Source organism: Providencia sp. PROV175 (assembly GCF_032707045.1).
GTDB classification, from domain to species: Bacteria; Pseudomonadota; Gammaproteobacteria; order Enterobacterales; family Enterobacteriaceae; genus Providencia; species Providencia hangzhouensis.
Window position 1 is genome coordinate 61,637 of sequence record NZ_CP120534.1, and the last position, 13,944, is coordinate 75,580.

The 13,944-nt window shown below is 49.3% G+C and carries 22 protein-coding genes; 12 read left to right on the forward strand and 10 right to left on the reverse strand.

From position 1 onward, the window contains the following. Positions 1-8: 8 nt before the first annotated feature. The 4 genes from merA to merT are packed head-to-tail and all read right to left on the reverse strand — an operon-like array spanning position 9 to position 2,842. Complete coding sequence (merA, locus tag P3L44_RS20860; RefSeq protein ID WP_000209296.1) at positions 9-1,694, reverse strand: mercury(II) reductase; 1,686 nt, start codon at positions 1,692-1,694, stop codon at positions 9-11. Between the two features lie 38 nt (positions 1,695-1,732). Beyond that, positions 1,733-2,158 carry an organomercurial transporter MerC gene (gene merC / locus P3L44_RS20865; protein WP_000522996.1) on the reverse strand — a complete coding sequence of 142 codons (426 nt, stop codon included), beginning with the start codon at positions 2,156-2,158 and terminating at the stop codon, positions 1,733-1,735. 27 nt (positions 2,159-2,185) lie between these two features. Beyond that, positions 2,186-2,461, reverse strand: coding sequence for a mercury resistance system periplasmic binding protein MerP (merP, locus tag P3L44_RS20870; RefSeq protein ID WP_000732275.1), 276 nt, complete (start codon positions 2,459-2,461; stop codon positions 2,186-2,188). Between the two features lie 15 nt (positions 2,462-2,476). Beyond that, a complete protein-coding gene (gene merT, locus P3L44_RS20875) occupies positions 2,477-2,842 on the reverse strand; it encodes a mercuric ion transporter MerT (RefSeq protein WP_001294656.1) in 366 nt (121 codons plus the stop codon). Between the two features lie 71 nt (positions 2,843-2,913). Here merT and merR point away from each other — a divergent pair, with 71 nt between their 5' ends. Continuing rightward, a complete protein-coding gene (gene merR, locus P3L44_RS20880) occupies positions 2,914-3,369 on the forward strand; it encodes an Hg(II)-responsive transcriptional regulator (RefSeq protein ID WP_001166628.1) in 456 nt (151 codons plus the stop codon). Between the two features lie 44 nt (positions 3,370-3,413). Beyond that, positions 3,414-4,154, forward strand: coding sequence for an SDR family NAD(P)-dependent oxidoreductase (locus P3L44_RS20885; RefSeq protein WP_241017482.1), 741 nt, complete (start codon positions 3,414-3,416; stop codon positions 4,152-4,154). Between the two features lie 36 nt (positions 4,155-4,190). Here P3L44_RS20885 and P3L44_RS20890 read toward each other — a convergent pair whose 3' ends face one another. Continuing rightward, positions 4,191-4,925 carry a hypothetical protein gene (locus P3L44_RS20890; protein ID WP_042849100.1) on the reverse strand — a complete coding sequence of 245 codons (735 nt, stop codon included), beginning with the start codon at positions 4,923-4,925 and terminating at the stop codon, positions 4,191-4,193. 153 nt (positions 4,926-5,078) lie between these two features. On the opposite strand from P3L44_RS20890, the gene P3L44_RS20895 reads away from it, so the two are divergent. The 4 genes from P3L44_RS20895 (at position 5,079) to P3L44_RS20910 (ending at position 7,827) form a co-directional block, all read left to right on the forward strand. Beyond that, positions 5,079-5,795 carry a hypothetical protein gene (locus tag P3L44_RS20895; RefSeq protein ID WP_094962950.1) on the forward strand — a complete coding sequence of 239 codons (717 nt, stop codon included), beginning with the start codon at positions 5,079-5,081 and terminating at the stop codon, positions 5,793-5,795. Beyond that, positions 5,788-6,837, forward strand: a complete 1,050-nt coding sequence (locus P3L44_RS20900) for a hypothetical protein (RefSeq protein ID WP_042847402.1) — start codon at positions 5,788-5,790, stop codon at positions 6,835-6,837. Before P3L44_RS20895 ends, P3L44_RS20900 begins: the two co-directional genes overlap by 8 nt. Positions 6,838-7,022: 185 nt before the next feature. After that, entirely contained in the window at positions 7,023-7,265 is a 243-nt protein-coding gene (locus tag P3L44_RS20905; RefSeq protein WP_042847400.1) for a hypothetical protein, read from the forward strand. 292 nt (positions 7,266-7,557) lie between these two features. Continuing rightward, positions 7,558-7,827 (forward strand): hypothetical protein, encoded by a 270-nt coding sequence (locus P3L44_RS20910; protein ID WP_226617277.1) that lies wholly within the window; start codon positions 7,558-7,560, stop codon positions 7,825-7,827. A 34-nt stretch (positions 7,828-7,861) separates the two neighbouring features. Here P3L44_RS20910 and P3L44_RS20915 read toward each other — a convergent pair whose 3' ends face one another. Together P3L44_RS20915 and P3L44_RS20920 are read right to left on the reverse strand one after the other, a co-directional pair. Continuing rightward, complete coding sequence (locus P3L44_RS20915) at positions 7,862-8,125, reverse strand: hypothetical protein (RefSeq protein WP_042847398.1); 264 nt, start codon at positions 8,123-8,125, stop codon at positions 7,862-7,864. Beyond that, positions 8,115-9,272 (reverse strand): PAAR domain-containing protein, encoded by a 1,158-nt coding sequence (locus P3L44_RS20920; RefSeq protein ID WP_094962948.1) that lies wholly within the window; start codon positions 9,270-9,272, stop codon positions 8,115-8,117. Before P3L44_RS20920 ends, P3L44_RS20915 begins: the two co-directional genes overlap by 11 nt. Positions 9,273-9,487: 215 nt before the next feature. Between P3L44_RS20920 and P3L44_RS20925 the strand changes: the two genes are divergently transcribed. The 6 genes from P3L44_RS20925 to P3L44_RS20950 all read left to right on the forward strand — a co-directional run bounded on the left by P3L44_RS20925 (position 9,488) and on the right by P3L44_RS20950 (position 11,971). Next, positions 9,488-9,697 (forward strand): hypothetical protein, encoded by a 210-nt coding sequence (locus tag P3L44_RS20925; RefSeq protein WP_042847397.1) that lies wholly within the window; start codon positions 9,488-9,490, stop codon positions 9,695-9,697. 76 nt (positions 9,698-9,773) lie between these two features. Then, positions 9,774-10,088, forward strand: coding sequence for a hypothetical protein (locus tag P3L44_RS20930; protein ID WP_042847396.1), 315 nt, complete (start codon positions 9,774-9,776; stop codon positions 10,086-10,088). Further along, positions 10,069-10,305: a hypothetical protein gene (locus P3L44_RS20935; protein ID WP_042847395.1), complete on the forward strand. Its 237-nt coding sequence runs from the start codon at positions 10,069-10,071 to the stop codon at positions 10,303-10,305. The genes P3L44_RS20930 and P3L44_RS20935 overlap by 20 nt, the downstream gene beginning before the upstream one ends. A 56-nt stretch (positions 10,306-10,361) precedes the next feature. Beyond that, positions 10,362-10,580 carry a hypothetical protein gene (locus tag P3L44_RS20940; RefSeq protein ID WP_042847394.1) on the forward strand — a complete coding sequence of 73 codons (219 nt, stop codon included), beginning with the start codon at positions 10,362-10,364 and terminating at the stop codon, positions 10,578-10,580. Between the two features lie 33 nt (positions 10,581-10,613). After that, positions 10,614-11,138 (forward strand): hypothetical protein, encoded by a 525-nt coding sequence (locus P3L44_RS20945; protein WP_052219403.1) that lies wholly within the window; start codon positions 10,614-10,616, stop codon positions 11,136-11,138. A 431-nt stretch (positions 11,139-11,569) separates the two neighbouring features. Beyond that, positions 11,570-11,971 carry a hypothetical protein gene (locus P3L44_RS20950; RefSeq protein WP_042847392.1) on the forward strand — a complete coding sequence of 134 codons (402 nt, stop codon included), beginning with the start codon at positions 11,570-11,572 and terminating at the stop codon, positions 11,969-11,971. Between the two features lie 50 nt (positions 11,972-12,021). Here the strand turns inward: P3L44_RS20950 and P3L44_RS20955 are convergent, their stop codons facing one another. The 3 genes from P3L44_RS20955 to P3L44_RS20965 all read right to left on the reverse strand — a co-directional run bounded on the left by P3L44_RS20955 (position 12,022) and on the right by P3L44_RS20965 (position 13,830). Further along, positions 12,022-13,038: a hypothetical protein gene (locus P3L44_RS20955; protein WP_042847391.1), complete on the reverse strand. Its 1,017-nt coding sequence runs from the start codon at positions 13,036-13,038 to the stop codon at positions 12,022-12,024. A 140-nt stretch (positions 13,039-13,178) separates the two neighbouring features. Beyond that, complete coding sequence (locus P3L44_RS20960) at positions 13,179-13,478, reverse strand: helix-turn-helix domain-containing protein (RefSeq protein ID WP_042847390.1); 300 nt, start codon at positions 13,476-13,478, stop codon at positions 13,179-13,181. Position 13,479: 1 nt separating this feature from the next. After that, positions 13,480-13,830 carry a type II toxin-antitoxin system RelE/ParE family toxin gene (locus P3L44_RS20965; protein WP_042847389.1) on the reverse strand — a complete coding sequence of 117 codons (351 nt, stop codon included), beginning with the start codon at positions 13,828-13,830 and terminating at the stop codon, positions 13,480-13,482. Between the last annotated feature and the right edge of the window lie 114 nt (positions 13,831-13,944).

Sequence of the window (13,944 nt, forward strand, 5' to 3'; positions counted from 1 at the left end):
CCTTTTCCTCATCCGGCGCAGCACGAAAGCTGCTTCACGTCCTTGCTGAAGGTCTGCGCCGCGAGCTTCAGCCCTTCGACCATGGTCAGGTAGGGGAACAATTGGTCGGCCAGTTCCTGCACGGTCATACGGTTGCGAATGGCGAGCACCGCCGTCTGGATCAGTTCACCCGCTTCCGGGGCCACCGCTTGCACGCCGATGAGCCGTCCGCTACCTTCCTCGATGACCAGCTTGATGAAGCCGCGTGTGTCGAAGTTGGCAAGCGCACGCGGCACGTTATCCAGTGTTAGCAGGCGACTGTCGGTCTCGATCCCGTCGTGATGTGCTTCCGCCTCGCTGTAGCCCACGGTGGCGACCTGCGGGTCGGTGAACACCACGGCCGGCATTGCGGTCAGGTCCAGGGCCGCATCGCCGCCAGTCATGTTGATCGCCGCACGAGTGCCGGCCGCTGCCGCCACATAGACGAACTGCGGCTGGTCGGTGCAGTCGCCGGCCGCGTAGATGTTCGGGCTACTGGTGCGCATGCCCTTGTCGATGACGATGGCCCCCTGCGCATTGACGGCTACCCCCGCCGCTTCCAATGCCAGGCTGCGCGTGTTCGGTGTCCGGCCGGTGGCGACCAGCAGCTTGTCGGCGCGCAATTCACCGTGCGTGGTGGTCAGCACGAATTCACCGTCCATATGGGCGACCTGGCTGGCTTGCGTGTGCTCCAGCACCTCGATGCCTTCGGCACGGAAAGCGGCTGTCACCGCCTCGCCGATGGCCGGGTCTTCACGGAAGAACAAGGTATTGCGCGCCAGGGCCGTGACCTTGCTGCCCAGCCGGGCAAAGGCTTGCGCCAGCTCCAGCGCCACCACCGACGAGCCGATTACGGCAAGGCGTTCGGGAATGGTGTCGCTCGCCAGGGCCTCGGTGGAAGTCCAGTAGGGTGACTCTTTCAAGCCCGGAATCGGCGGGACCGCCGGGCTGGCACCCGTGGCGACCAGGCAGCGGTCGAACATCACGACGCGCTCGCCACCCTCGTTCAAACTAACGATAAGGCTCTGGTCGTCCTTGAAACGCGCTTCACCGTGCAGAACGGTGATGGCTGAATTGCCGTCCAGGATGCCTTCGTACTTGGCATGACGGAGTTCTTCGACACGGGCCTGCTGCTGGGCCAGCAGCCGCTCGCGCAAGATCGTCGGCGGTGTGGGTGGCATGCCGCCGTCGAATGGGCTTTCCCGGCGCAGATGGGCGATGTGGGCGGCGCGGATCATGATCTTGGACGGCACACAACCGACGTTGACGCAGGTGCCGCCGATGGTGCCGCGCTCAATCAGCGTGACCTGCGCGCCTTGCTCGACGGCCTTCAGTGCTGCCGCCATCGCGGCTCCACCGCTACCAATGACGACGACCTGCAACGGGCGTTCGTTGCCACTGGGCTTATCAGCGGCCCCTATCCAGCCGCGCATCTTGTCGAGCAGGCCGGCGCGGTTGTCCGTCGGTGGCGCATCGGCAAGCGTTGCCTCGTAGCCCAGTCCGGCCACGGCGGTAGTCAGCGCATCCGATGACGTGCCCGCCTCAATGGCGAGTTGCGCTGTGCCCTTCGGATAGGACACCAGCGCCGATTGCACGCCGGGTACTTTCTCCAAGGCTTCCTTGACGTGAGCCGCGCACGAGTCGCAGGTCATCCCGGTGATTTTCAGGGTGGTCATGTATTTTTCCTTTTCTGTGGTGGCTACGGCTGTTGCCGTCAGCCACGTTGTTCTGGCAATTCACAGCTGTCCGGCCCGCAGCGGCGATGTGCTGGCGAGATGAAATCCCAGACCGACACCCCAACCATCAAGGCCAGGCCGACATAGAGCAGTCCACCGCTCTGCCAGCCGTAAGCCCGCATTAAAAACACCGCTGCCAGCACCAAGATCGGGCCTATCGTGCCGAGCGCCGTGCGTCGCCACTGTCGATGATTGAGCCAAGCGATAGCATTGGCGAGTAACGCGATGCCGGCGAACATCGGCAGCAGGATGCCAATGAATAGCCCCTCGTACTGGCTCAAGAAGCCCAGTCCGATGGCCGCGCCAAAGCTGGCGATGGCAGGAAAACAGGCGGCGCAGCCCATCGCGGAAACGACGCTGCCGAGCGCGCCGGTTTTGCCAGCGATGCGCGTGATGAGTCCCATGTGTCGCTCCCGAGTTCGGTTAACGGATCAGCGTTTGAGGCTGGACGGATAGCCCGCGTCCTCGGTCGCCTTGGTCAACTTCTGGACGTTGGTCTTGGCATCGTCGAAGGTGACGACGGCCTGGCGCTTGTCGAAACTTACGTCGGTCTTGCTCACGCCCTCAACCTTGGAAAGCGCGTGCTTGACAGTGATCGGGCAAGAGGCGCAGGTCATGCCAGGCACGGACAGCGTGACGGTCTGGGTGGCGGCCCACACGGGGGCAACAACGGCAGCGAGGGCGAGGGCGGCAAACAGTTTTTTCATGATGAACTCCTGTGATTAATAGAAAAATGGCATGACGTAGGGAAATCCGAGCGAGACCAGGACCAGCGCGGCCACGATCCAGAAAATGAGCTTGTAAGTAGCTCGCACTTGGGGAATCGCGCAGACCTCACCCGGTTTGCAGGCTTGCGCCGGGCGGTAGATGCGCCGCCAGGCGAAAAACAGCGCGACCAGCGCTGCGCCGATGAAGATCGGGCGATAGGGTTCCAGCACCGTCAGGTTGCCGATCCATGCCCCGCTGAACCCCAAGGCGATCAAAACCAGCGGCCCCAGGCAGCAGGCCGACGCAAGAATGGCGGCCAGCCCACCGGCGAAGAGCGCGCCGCGCCCGTTTTGTGGTTCAGACTTTTGTGGTTCAGACATACGCTTGTCCTTTCAAATTTGGTTTGGATAGCTTAAGCTTACTTCCGTAGTTATGTACGGAGTCAAGCGATATGCAAATTAATTTTGAGAATCTGACCATTGGCGTTTTTGCCAAGGCGGCCGGGGTCAATGTGGAGACCATCCGGTTCTACCAGCGCAAGGGCCTGCTGCCGGAGCCAGACAAGCCCTATGGCAGCATTCGCCGCTATGGCGAGGCGGATGTAACACGAGTGCGGTTCGTGAAATCGGCCCAGCGGCTGGGCTTTAGCCTGGACGAAATCGCCGAGCTACTGCGGCTGGAGGATGGCACCCATTGCGAGGAAGCCAGCGGCCTGGCCGAGCACAAGCTCAAGGATGTGCGCGAGAAGATGGCCGACTTGGCACGCATGGAGGCCGTGCTGTCTGAACTGGTGTGCGCCTGCCATGCGCGGAAAGGGAACGTTTCCTGCCCGCTGATTGCGTCACTGCAAGACGGAACGAAGCTCGCTGCATCGGCGCGGGGGAGTCACGGGGTGACTACGCCTTAGCGTGCTTTATTTTCCGAATTCTGAGACGACCCCAAGTAGCTTTAGTGACGGGAGGCTCAAGGGGGATAGGGCGTGAGATAGTGCTGACGTTAGCTAAAATGGGCGTGTCCTACGTAGGGATCCATTGCGGTAAAGACCAGGAGGCGGCAAAATCTGTCATTCACGAGGTCCACCAGCTGGGTGCCGATGCCGATGTCTTTACTGCGGACTTTGCAAGTCATGCAGGGCAGGAAGCATCCCAGCTTTGGCAGAAATTCTTCCAGCGCATTCAGGAAAAAGGTTATCAAGGGATTGATATTCTGGTTAACTGTGCCGGTGTCGCGCCTTCTGCTTCAATTACTGAAACTGAGCCTGCTATTTATAATACAGTCATGTCTATCAACGTTGAAGCGCCGTTTTTCTTACTAAAAGCAGCGATACCACACATTAATGTAGCAGGGCGCATCATCAACGTATCGACGGTTTTAACCCGAGTTGCCGATCCCCAACGAGCTATTTATGCGGCATCTAAGGGTGCGATAAATACGCTCACGTTATCGCTGGCACGCGAATTGGGCTCTCGTGGTATTACGGTGAATGCTGTTGCCCCTGGTGTTGTTGATACTGACATGAACAGCGGTTGGCTACACGAAGCACAGGCTCAAAAGATGGCGTCTGAATTCTCGGTATTTTCACGCGTGGGTAAACCTAACGACATTGCCGAGGTTGTGTCATTTTTGGCTTCAGAACGAAGTCGTTGGATTACAGGGCAGGTCATCGATACGTCCGGTGGTTCTTGTATTTAATACGTTATTCAACCAGCCGTTTGGCTGGTTGTTTTCTTATAGGCCAGGTGAAACCGATGCTTGAGCGTCTTTCTCTTCTGCGGCTGTATCGCCATCTTTTTCAACGGGCAATTGCTTAAGGCGTTTTATCAGAGTTGGATCCACTGCATCTAAAATGCCAATGCTGCTGACCGTGTAGGTATCAATCTGCATCCATGCGGCGCGCATATCGCACTCACTCTTCACATCACTTTTCGCGGCGCACCAGATAAACTTACCATTAGATTTAGTGCTGGGGTCACCGTATTTTTCGATCGCGCCAGCGACCAGACTGTCAGGGTTATTGAAGGTGTACCGAATAGCCTTTACAAGGCTTTTATCTGGCGCTGCTTCAGTGTCATCAATCAGCTGCACAATGACCTCTTCATTACTGTTTGCCCAGGCCATTCCCGTAACTTTGCCATCACGGCTTTGCGTTCGTACACCATTGATGTTTCGTTGCTCTGCGTGTTTATTCGCAGCTTCAAGCGCGTCATTCAAATCCATTCCCAGGCGGATGCCCGCGACGCTAAATTGACCAACATCAACAGAGTGGATCGGTTCCGGTTCTGGCTTTTCTTCAGTGGCAGGCGGCTTCGGAAGATTATCCTGTACGTTGGATCCATAGAGGCCGCCATCATAATTGGGTGATTCATAGGCTTGCGTGTCGGCATCCTCAAGGATCGTGAAACTGGCTTGTGCCATCGTTGAATTAGCTAAGCCAACCAGCAAAACCAGCATTGTTTTCTTCATCAAAGCAGTCCTCATTATGAATTTTGAAAACCATAACATTGACGTGAAAACCGGAGTACAGAAAAGGGCATCAAAACGAGGACCTTAAATATTCGCTATACCCAGTGCGGCCACTACCATGAGGAACTTCATACCACCGATAGGCATAGCTCCATGAACTACGAAAACGCAATCAATCATCTCAAAAACACCCTTTATCAGGCAGGTTTATTGCCAAAAGCCGAGTCAACCGCAACGGAGTCCTTGATGCGTCAGGCTGCGAGGTTGTTTGATCAGGCCGCTGATATGCTTGTGAAGGTGGCCGAAGAGCACCTGAAAGCCAGTCAAGCCCATAATGGCGATCTGAACAAGGCACTAAGCGATGTGCTAAATTTCGAAGCCATTGCCGAGATGCTGGATCAATACCAACTCGAAAGCGATGCCCGTGACGCGCTGGAATCGCCCAAAAAGAGTCAACTCGTTCCCTCTGGGTTTACCTTCACCGATACAGGGCTTCATGGCATTGCAGGAAAGATAGTGGCCTATGTCCGTGAACAGGCCAAAGGTCAGGCGCTCACCGCGCATGTTTGGCCTTACCGTCATGATGATAGCCACATGCTCAGCTGCGATTTTCACTCGAAAGAAAGCGACCTGGTCATTCCTTTGTGCATCACGGCAGGACAAGAGCAATGCGGTGACCCCATTGACGAACCGACGGTTTATGATCTGCCCGAGGCGTTGCACTTAGCCGGTATCATCATTCGTGCCGTGAAAGCGGATATTGAAATTGGCCGGTATTTCAACGAGACAAACCCTGCGGTATTGACCCGACCGCTACAGCATCGTCAAACCAATGGCCCCATCCATCTCTGGGAGGAAAATCATGCTTAAGCCTCAGATCCCGCTATGGGTTCGTGCAACCGCCTTTGTTCGTGAGCACCTTTCCTTCATCGCATTGGCCGGGCTCCTCCTCTGGTCCCTCTGGGGATGGCCTGCACCCGATACTGCGACAGGAGCAACAAAAATAATCGTTAACCTATTAGGTCTGGCGATGCCTCTGGCTGTGGTCTGGTTAGTGATCAGCACTTTTATGCGCACTACGACTTTCGATTATCTCGGCTACTTCGGTAAGCTCGTCTACGATATCGTTTTGCTGGTGATCGTTTTTCAGCTGGTCTGCCGTTTTTTCGCTCAGGTCCAAGGTGAGATTAATGGCGTTATTGACGGGGCACTACGTGACCCGGAATTGGCGATTAGTGCAGTGGTAAGTTTTTATCTTGTCACCTTTGTTTACCGGTTATGCATACGCAATTCAAAAATTCAAACGCAACATATCGAATATGGGCGTTTTTCTGCCCCCCTTCGCCGATCAGAGGCCTCGCTGAAACTGACAGCAATCCATGAATGCGGCCATGCCCTGGTCTATGCCCTTCAGAATACTCATCCGGAATTCATGCGGGTTGCCATTACGCGTGAAACACGCGGAACTGTACTACGTCTGGGCTATATGGAAAGCAACGTTGCGCTTGATGGCCGAGCATCACGCGATCAGCTTTATTGGCGAATGTTGTTGGCACTCGGAGGCTCCGCTGCGGAATTGGCCGTCTATGGCAAGCAATTCGAAGGGTCGCAGGAGGACATGCGTTCATGGGGTGAGCAAGCGGACCGTTACCTTCAGAACGGCTTTGGCAATGTGCTACTGATCGATGACGGTAAAGACGAATCTCTGCGACATAACATCGCCGCCTTTAATACCCTTCATGCCGAACAGATCACTATCATAAACCAGTTCATGCGTGACAACGTCACGTTATTAACGGACATGGCTGCTGAATTACGTCATACCGGGGTCTTGGATAAGCCCGCGATAGAAGCGTACTTGCAGCGCGTGACGATAGGGGCAGGGGTGCCTACTTTTGTGATCACGAACTGATGGTGAAATACGGTCGCTGACTGGTGACCATTTTGCCTAAAAATCACGACATCATTTTGAAAACTGTTATTTTGCGAGGGGGATTATGCGCCTGAATGTTTGAATCAGCATCGCAAACTTACATCATTTCGTTCCCTGAATGTGCTGTGCCACACTATGGGAGCCACAACTAACAGGAACAACTCATGACCCAATCACTTCAACGCAAAAGCCGAGATTTACGGCGACTTCAGATTGAGCCAGGTCGGTATGAGCTGGTGGAGTCAGGAAAAGAATCGATCTTCGATCGAGTGCGCGCAGTGGTCGCTGTCGATGAAGAAGGCATTATGCAGATTAATGCCAGTGACGTGGCCGTTGGGATGTGCGGACTGACAGGTAGAATTGACGACCTGATCGCACGCTATAACAACGGTCATCGTTTTATTTAACCAAGCCCGGAAATGAATAAAAAAGCACTTTTTTCGGTATTGCTAGTATTGGCGCTAGGCGCTGGCTTTCTTGGCTCTTCAGTCGCCCACTGCGGTGAGCCAGTCAGTATAGACAAACCGTCTTTACCCCAGTGCTGGGTAAGCTATCAAGGCCTCACTTTTCTGGCCGGGTGTTAACCCGGCTTTTCTTTAATACCACCTATTAATAGGACTACTAATCGACATGAAAGGCCAAGCAAAGAAAGGCGGCGAAGTTGGTGTAAACGGTGAACACTATAAAGGTGGTCAGTTCATGCCAGGTAGCTCAAAGACAAAGAAAGGTGATCGGGCATCGAATGGCGGGCCTTCTTCCAGACCTAAACGACAACTCATTGAGCCTGGTGTGTTCGTCGAAGTTTATGAGGGAGAAAAAACTATCTTTAGCGGAATTACGGCTTTTGTCGTCGTTGAAAATGGGGTTATGCGTCAATCTGCCAGCGATAAAGCGGTCGCTAATTATGGTCTTACTGATACTTTGCCGGTGTTAATCGAACGATTCAATGCGGGTGAACGGTACCGGTGAGGGGAGTCCCTCACCGACTTCGTCATAACAGTTACTATCTTATTTTTTTATGAATGACAAATAACAGCGCCAGCAAAACTGGGGTGCCCAGATATACATAAGCCAACGTGTTTTGGTGGTAGGCGCGTAAATCCTCCACGAAAGCACGCCAAACGGTAATAGGTTCATTATCTCCCATCACCATGTAGTTGTATGTAAAGCTTGAACTAAACCCGAAATCAAAGACGGCCAAGCCTAAATAAAATAATAAAACCAACAGGATGGTCAAAAACCATCTTAAAAACGTTCTATTTATCATAAGTGCTACCTAATACCCCTCCACCCATTTCTCCACCATCAAAGCTTGTTGCTTCTCCACCAATTTGAGCTGACGATGTGGCAAATTCAAAAATTTGAATCATTGTCCCTTTATCTGATGGCGTAAGATTGTCAATATTTGGGTACTGTTCATGAAAGACATTTGTTACTTCAATTACATCAAGCTTATTAAAGTTATTTTTCTTACCATTCAAATAACTCTGGAATGAAACAGGCACCGTGAACGCCTCTTCTCGCTCGACCGGATACTGCGTTCGTATTGGAGTGTAACTCTCTTCAAATATACGTGTGCCAGATTGCTTCAACCCTTTCACTGTATGAGTTGTGCAATTATTACCTGAGACATCATAAACATCTATAGACCTTCCGTTTCTACGAGTCAACTCACCTGCTTTTTCAGGTAGGTTAGGTATGCTGCCTGATTTCCAAAGGTTATTAAAATAAGTTTCTGTTTTGTCTGTGTCCGCATCTGTTATTTTAAAAACCCTTGCATTCGTTATATATAACTCATCTCTGATGTATTTTCGAGCATCCTCACCGGTCATATATAAAAGTATTCCATCACCCGTTAAAGTTAATGGTCCTGGCGTTCCGTAGCGACCGTATGAATATAATGAGACTTTATTATTTTTGTGGATTGTTATAAATGAATGGCCTGAACCAAATGTTTCCGTCCACACAAAAACGCCATCATAGAGCAAGTTATCTGAAACCCTGCATTCACCATTTAAAGGTGCTGGCGCTACGGGGTTGATCCGACTGCCAAAGCTGGTTCCCTGTGAAGGTGTTGATGGTGCTGGGGCTTGAGTTGCAAAACGACTTGGCTGGGCTTGTGCTGCTACACTATGAGCAATAACCTTGTTAGAACCTGCCGGACAGCCGCATTGTACAATTGAGTCATGTACGGCTTGAAGTTTCCCATGATTTAGAAAACCTTGCTGCCCAGAAACAACGGTGCCTGTCTGTCCACATTTCGGGCATTTTGTTGTCGGGTCACCCACTCTTAATGCTTTTTTATTAAAGCACGTTACAGTTTCTATGGTTGCAATACATGTTGCACCGGTAGTTGTTTTGTCGCCATTTAAAGCCATTGCCTTACCCATAATGATGGGTCTTACTCCAGACATAACACCTCCAATGTGTGATATGGTAGTGATATATAATTAATTAACGAAAATAATATATTAATACCAGACATTGATCTAACTATAAATAATCTAATCATTACAATACACCAACTTCCCATTTCCATTCCTGCCAGGAATTTCGCCGAGCGTACACCTCATGCTTTACTTGTGTAGGTAACCATTCATAACCGATCTAATTATTATCAGAGAGATTTATGAGCACTAAAGCAAACAACCTTGAATTACTGTACAACGCCTGGCTGTCCCGTTCGGTATCCTGGGAGTTCGGTAGTGAGGATGAGCGGAAGGCCCAATGCCGTGATTGGGCTGAGTCGTCTTTAGAAAGCATCTCTGATGCCGAAGAGTTTGAGCAGGATGAAGCTGATTACATCGTGGATGACGAGCTCACGCACTGGACTGAATAACTTCGCCTAACCCCTTCGTCACCGGACGGTCTGATGTGACAATGAAGGGGTAAACAAATCAAACAGGCAAATCGTTATGACCAGCACGCCCCAAGACGAACTGAGCGCTATCGCACTGTTCAATGACATTGGCCGAGATGAAGTCACTGCTCGTTTCAATGCGCTCAGCGCAGCAGCGCAAGCGCGCTTCGATGAGAGCTACCGTATCCACGGCACCATGCCCGTCGGTTTTACTGCTCTCAATTTTATGACCGCTGATGAACGGAAGCAGCGCCACCAGCTCTTACTTGCGATTCAATTATGCACCGATCCCCAAGCCGAAGCGCACGCCCGCATTAAAGCCCGGCGAGCCGCATTGAAAAGGAAAAACCATGTCGTCACCACTGGGTAAACTTCAGCACGCGTTGCTGCACGATATCGTTAACCAGCAGGATGGAGAATGGTGGCCGGGTTGCCCACTAACCGTTCAGACACTGAGCCGGAGCCGGATCATTCTTGACGCATTGGTGGCCCGGCAACTCCTGAAGCATAAAGGCAGCTGTCATTATGAGGTCACAAGTCTGGGTCTGGAAATTGTCTCTCAGAGCAGGCATGAGAAAGCGCGTTAAACATCTGGATTTGAGCGCTGTTTTACAATAGAGTAAACATAACGAATAGGTGGTATATGTCTCATCTTACTGGTGTCATTTCGAGTGTGATTCAGGAGCTCGATACAGTCGGCGAAAGGATTAATTCAGCCATTAGTGAAGCCTCTTCCGACGCAGAAATTCAATTGCTGGAGGATGCGTTAATCTCACTGTCTGAAACCAGAACTCTCCTGCAAGGCAAAACGCCGGTAAGCCAGGTTAACGCCAGTGTGACCCGGATCCGCCCATTACCATAACCAGCCTAATATTGCTTGAGGTGACCAAAGATCATGTCAGACCAACTACCTGCAAACGAAACTGAGCCACTGGTGACGAAAGCTAAAGTCCCTTCAGCCCATCTGGAGACGCTATTTAACTACCTGGTTAAATGCATCAAAGAAGAGGGCGCTCCACCAACTTACGATGATATCGGTAAGGCCCTGGGTTATTCAAAGGGGCTGGTTGCCCGGCGTGTGAAGCAGCTGCATGAGCAAGGCCGTATCATTATAGATGGAGAGAAAACCACGGCCAGAACGATGCGTATTGCTAAAGGGCAGGGCTATGATGAACTGACTGATAAGGTGTACCTGACAGAAGATCGTAAAGCCATTATCAAAGCGGTGAAAAGCATGATGAAGCGCACCGGCATCGGTCCTTCTATCAATATGCTGGCGCATGAGCTCGGCTTCTCGAACAGCAAAACAAAACGCCACGTTGAGTACCTGGATAAAAACGAATTACTCCGGTACAGCCCCGAACTGGGTGAAGTTATTGCCACTGAACCAGGTGACTACGAGCCAAAGCCGAATGCGTAGTGGTGGGCTCTACTTTCGATTTTTCCACTATGCTCTGCTGATCAGTCTGTTGTTTGGATGCATTCTTTTTGGCAAGGCGCTCATCTCTATCTACTGGCCGAGGTATTGGGTTCCAGCTGATGCCTGGTATGCCTTCGGGATAGCGCCGGGTGTTTGGCTCGCGACTCTGATTGGGCTGATTATCTTCATATTCCTCTCATCGCTTTATCGCTATTTCGGGGTATTGGTGATGACTACCTGCATTGCCTGTGCAGGGATCGCCTTTTTCGTCCTCAATTCGTAGCGCTTTCCCTCCGCTCGTATTGAAAAAACGCCTTTTCTCCTGAATTATGGAGCTCTTTATACGGGCCATTCACATGCCGTGGGGGTGTGAGATTGTGCTGATAATCTGCGCCTAAAGCGGTATAGGGCGCATCCAACGAGGGTATCCGATGAAATCTAAAATCCTGGCGCTGGTGGGGGCGCTAATCATTTTAACCGGCAGCGCATTTGCTGCGCCACAGTTTGACCCAAACACGGTCTACGCCGGGAAGGCTGGGCAGGCAACCAAAGAATCAGTGCAGCAAGCCGAGCCTGGTGAAAAGGGCAGTATTACGGTTCTGCGGCTGAACAGCTACGCGCACCTGGGTGAGTTTAACATTCCAGAAGGCACGCCAAAAGCAAGCGTAGAGCGATTCAACAATAAGGTCTATGTACTGTCCGAAAAGCCAGACAAGCGCCTGGCTGGATTGTGGATCGGCCGTGACGCTAATGGCAGAGAAGGTCTTTGCGGTTACATCAACAACAGCATGCGCATTCAAAAATGTTATTTTATTTTTTATAGAGAAAAGTGACATCACGCCCCTCTTGGGGCGGTTTATGAATAGAAAAACAGTTACTTATATCAAATACTGTCTTTTAACGTTCTGGCTTTTTGATGTAGCTCGTTAAATGATTTGTCTTCATTCAAAAGATAGATCACAATATTTCTTAAATATTTCACTTTAACATATTCGGAGTAATCATATAATGACTTAATAAAAACACAATCCTTCATTGTTGTTTTATATTTCAATTCATTTTTTTCTATAACCAAATTAGATCCACAAAAATAATATGATAAAAAACCATGAAACAATAAATTAAAGTTACTGAAAGAATCAGGCTTATTAACGGAGGAAGTAAATTCACGAAATGTATTCTCTTGTCTTTTGATAATCTTTTTGTATTCTTCCTTTTCATTAACTTCGCTCTCTGGCAAAGAAAGCATTAATTTATTAAAATAAGTAGCCCCTGTACAAGTTTCTTTATTTACCATATTCACTAGCTTATCTTTTATTAGTTGAATATCAGGGGCGCAGAATTCAGTTATAGCTTTTTGAAAAGTTTCAGCAATATCCTGGTTCTTATAAACTTTAATTTCATTTCTTAATTCGAATGGATGTGCAAATGAGCCGTCACGCAAATTTTGAAATTCACGTATTGATTTTATGCGTTTTATAAATTCAAAAATCTTCAACTCACTCTCTTCTTTAGAAATTCTTGTTTTCTCGTCTTTGACTACTTTTGTATATTTTATATGTGTTTCTGCTAATTTTTGAAATTGGATAATCAACAAACCAACGAAAGGCTCTAGCTTCATTCTTGAAACACCCTTTGGGTTAGATGATGGGCTTTTAATTCCGCCATCATTGTCAAGTAGCGCTAGGCTAGCATAAATCGAAGATATGTTAATTATGGTGTGATAAATAGAAGTTAAAGATAGGTAATAATTTAATCTGTTTTCATATTTACTAAACTCCATCAATAAGTCATTGCCTTTGTTAGACATCCTTAACAGCTCAGTTATTTGAGAAAACTTAGAGTTTGAATAATTCGCAATCATTAACTCTAATATTTCTTGTTCATCAATATTTTGCATCACTAAAATTCACCTTATTGAATTGACATGCATAATTTCACCTTAATTTGCAACAGCGCCACCATTTTTTTTATGTACTCCTCCTTGACATGCTTAATAAAGATATTTTTATTTATAAATGAACTTGAGAGGCTTTATGCTCAAAGATGCAATCCAATTCTCTTACCATTCGGTAACGTTACATCGATAGAAAGTTCACCGCCTAAAGCTTTAATGTAGCGCTTCAGAGTTGAAAGCTTCGGATCGTTATCAACATTTTCAAGCTTAGCAATAGAAGGTTGCGAAACGCCCAGTGATTGAGCTAGCTCAGTTTGAGAAAGTTTCAGTTCCTCACGAATTTTAGCTAGTGTGATTTCACGCCGGATTTCTTCTGCTCGGTCTTCAATTTTTGCCAGCGTTTCGGGGGATTGTTTTGCAAGTAGTTCATTTAAAGTGGACATGTTATTTCTCCTGCTCTAATAAGTGCGCTGCATATTCCGCATCGGCCATCTTGATTAATTTCTTGTAGAAACGGGTTTCATCTTTTCCTTTCTTATCACCGGCACATAACACAATGCCACGACGAATTGGGTCAAATGCGAAACACGCTCTAATCGGATGACCACCAACCTGAATTCGCAGTTCCTTCATGTTGGGAAACTGTGAGCCCTTCAGGGTGTCAACTTGAGGGCGTCCAAGATTGGGGCCATCCTCACGTAAAATCATTAACACTGCCAACACTTCAATCTGAGTTTCCTCATTTTGCTCTTCGAACCAAGAATCAAAGAGATCTCTCGTTAATATTTCCCACATAAATATATATAACCTCCGAGTTATAATGAATGATATAACCTGGAAGGTATATTGTCAATTTAATTAATGTCCGATATGTTATAATATTTCGGACACTTGAAATTAATAATAAAA

Bases quoted from the DNA above. Each gene is read 5' to 3' on its own strand.
- P3L44_RS20955 (WP_042847391.1), bottom strand. From the start codon at position 13,038: ATGCAAAATATTGATGAACAAGAAATATTAGAGTTAATGATTGCGAAT.
- merA (WP_000209296.1), bottom strand. From the start codon at position 1,694: ATGACCACCCTGAAAATCACCGGGATGACCTGCGACTCGTGCGCGGCT.
- P3L44_RS20940 (WP_042847394.1), top strand. From the start codon at position 10,362: ATGTCTCATCTTACTGGTGTCATTTCGAGTGTGATTCAGGAGCTCGAT.
- P3L44_RS20960 (WP_042847390.1), bottom strand. From the start codon at position 13,478: ATGTCCACTTTAAATGAACTACTTGCAAAACAATCCCCCGAAACGCTG.
- P3L44_RS20900 (WP_042847402.1), top strand. From the start codon at position 5,788: ATGCTTAAGCCTCAGATCCCGCTATGGGTTCGTGCAACCGCCTTTGTT.
- P3L44_RS20915 (WP_042847398.1), bottom strand. From the start codon at position 8,125: ATGATAAATAGAACGTTTTTAAGATGGTTTTTGACCATCCTGTTGGTT.
- P3L44_RS20920 (WP_094962948.1), bottom strand. From the start codon at position 9,272: ATGTCTGGAGTAAGACCCATCATTATGGGTAAGGCAATGGCTTTAAAT.
- merC (WP_000522996.1), bottom strand. From the start codon at position 2,158: ATGGGACTCATCACGCGCATCGCTGGCAAAACCGGCGCGCTCGGCAGC.
- P3L44_RS20935 (WP_042847395.1), top strand. From the start codon at position 10,069: ATGTCGTCACCACTGGGTAAACTTCAGCACGCGTTGCTGCACGATATC.
- P3L44_RS20890 (WP_042849100.1), bottom strand. From the start codon at position 4,925: ATGAAGAAAACAATGCTGGTTTTGCTGGTTGGCTTAGCTAATTCAACG.
- P3L44_RS20965 (WP_042847389.1), bottom strand. From the start codon at position 13,830: ATGTGGGAAATATTAACGAGAGATCTCTTTGATTCTTGGTTCGAAGAG.
- P3L44_RS20925 (WP_042847397.1), top strand. From the start codon at position 9,488: ATGAGCACTAAAGCAAACAACCTTGAATTACTGTACAACGCCTGGCTG.
- P3L44_RS20945 (WP_052219403.1), top strand. From the start codon at position 10,614: ATGTCAGACCAACTACCTGCAAACGAAACTGAGCCACTGGTGACGAAA.
- P3L44_RS20930 (WP_042847396.1), top strand. From the start codon at position 9,774: ATGACCAGCACGCCCCAAGACGAACTGAGCGCTATCGCACTGTTCAAT.
- merR (WP_001166628.1), top strand. From the start codon at position 2,914: ATGCAAATTAATTTTGAGAATCTGACCATTGGCGTTTTTGCCAAGGCG.
- P3L44_RS20950 (WP_042847392.1), top strand. From the start codon at position 11,570: ATGAAATCTAAAATCCTGGCGCTGGTGGGGGCGCTAATCATTTTAACC.
- merP (WP_000732275.1), bottom strand. From the start codon at position 2,461: ATGAAAAAACTGTTTGCCGCCCTCGCCCTCGCTGCCGTTGTTGCCCCC.
- P3L44_RS20905 (WP_042847400.1), top strand. From the start codon at position 7,023: ATGACCCAATCACTTCAACGCAAAAGCCGAGATTTACGGCGACTTCAG.
- P3L44_RS20910 (WP_226617277.1), top strand. From the start codon at position 7,558: ATGCCAGGTAGCTCAAAGACAAAGAAAGGTGATCGGGCATCGAATGGC.
- P3L44_RS20895 (WP_094962950.1), top strand. From the start codon at position 5,079: ATGAACTACGAAAACGCAATCAATCATCTCAAAAACACCCTTTATCAG.
- merT (WP_001294656.1), bottom strand. From the start codon at position 2,842: ATGTCTGAACCACAAAAGTCTGAACCACAAAACGGGCGCGGCGCGCTC.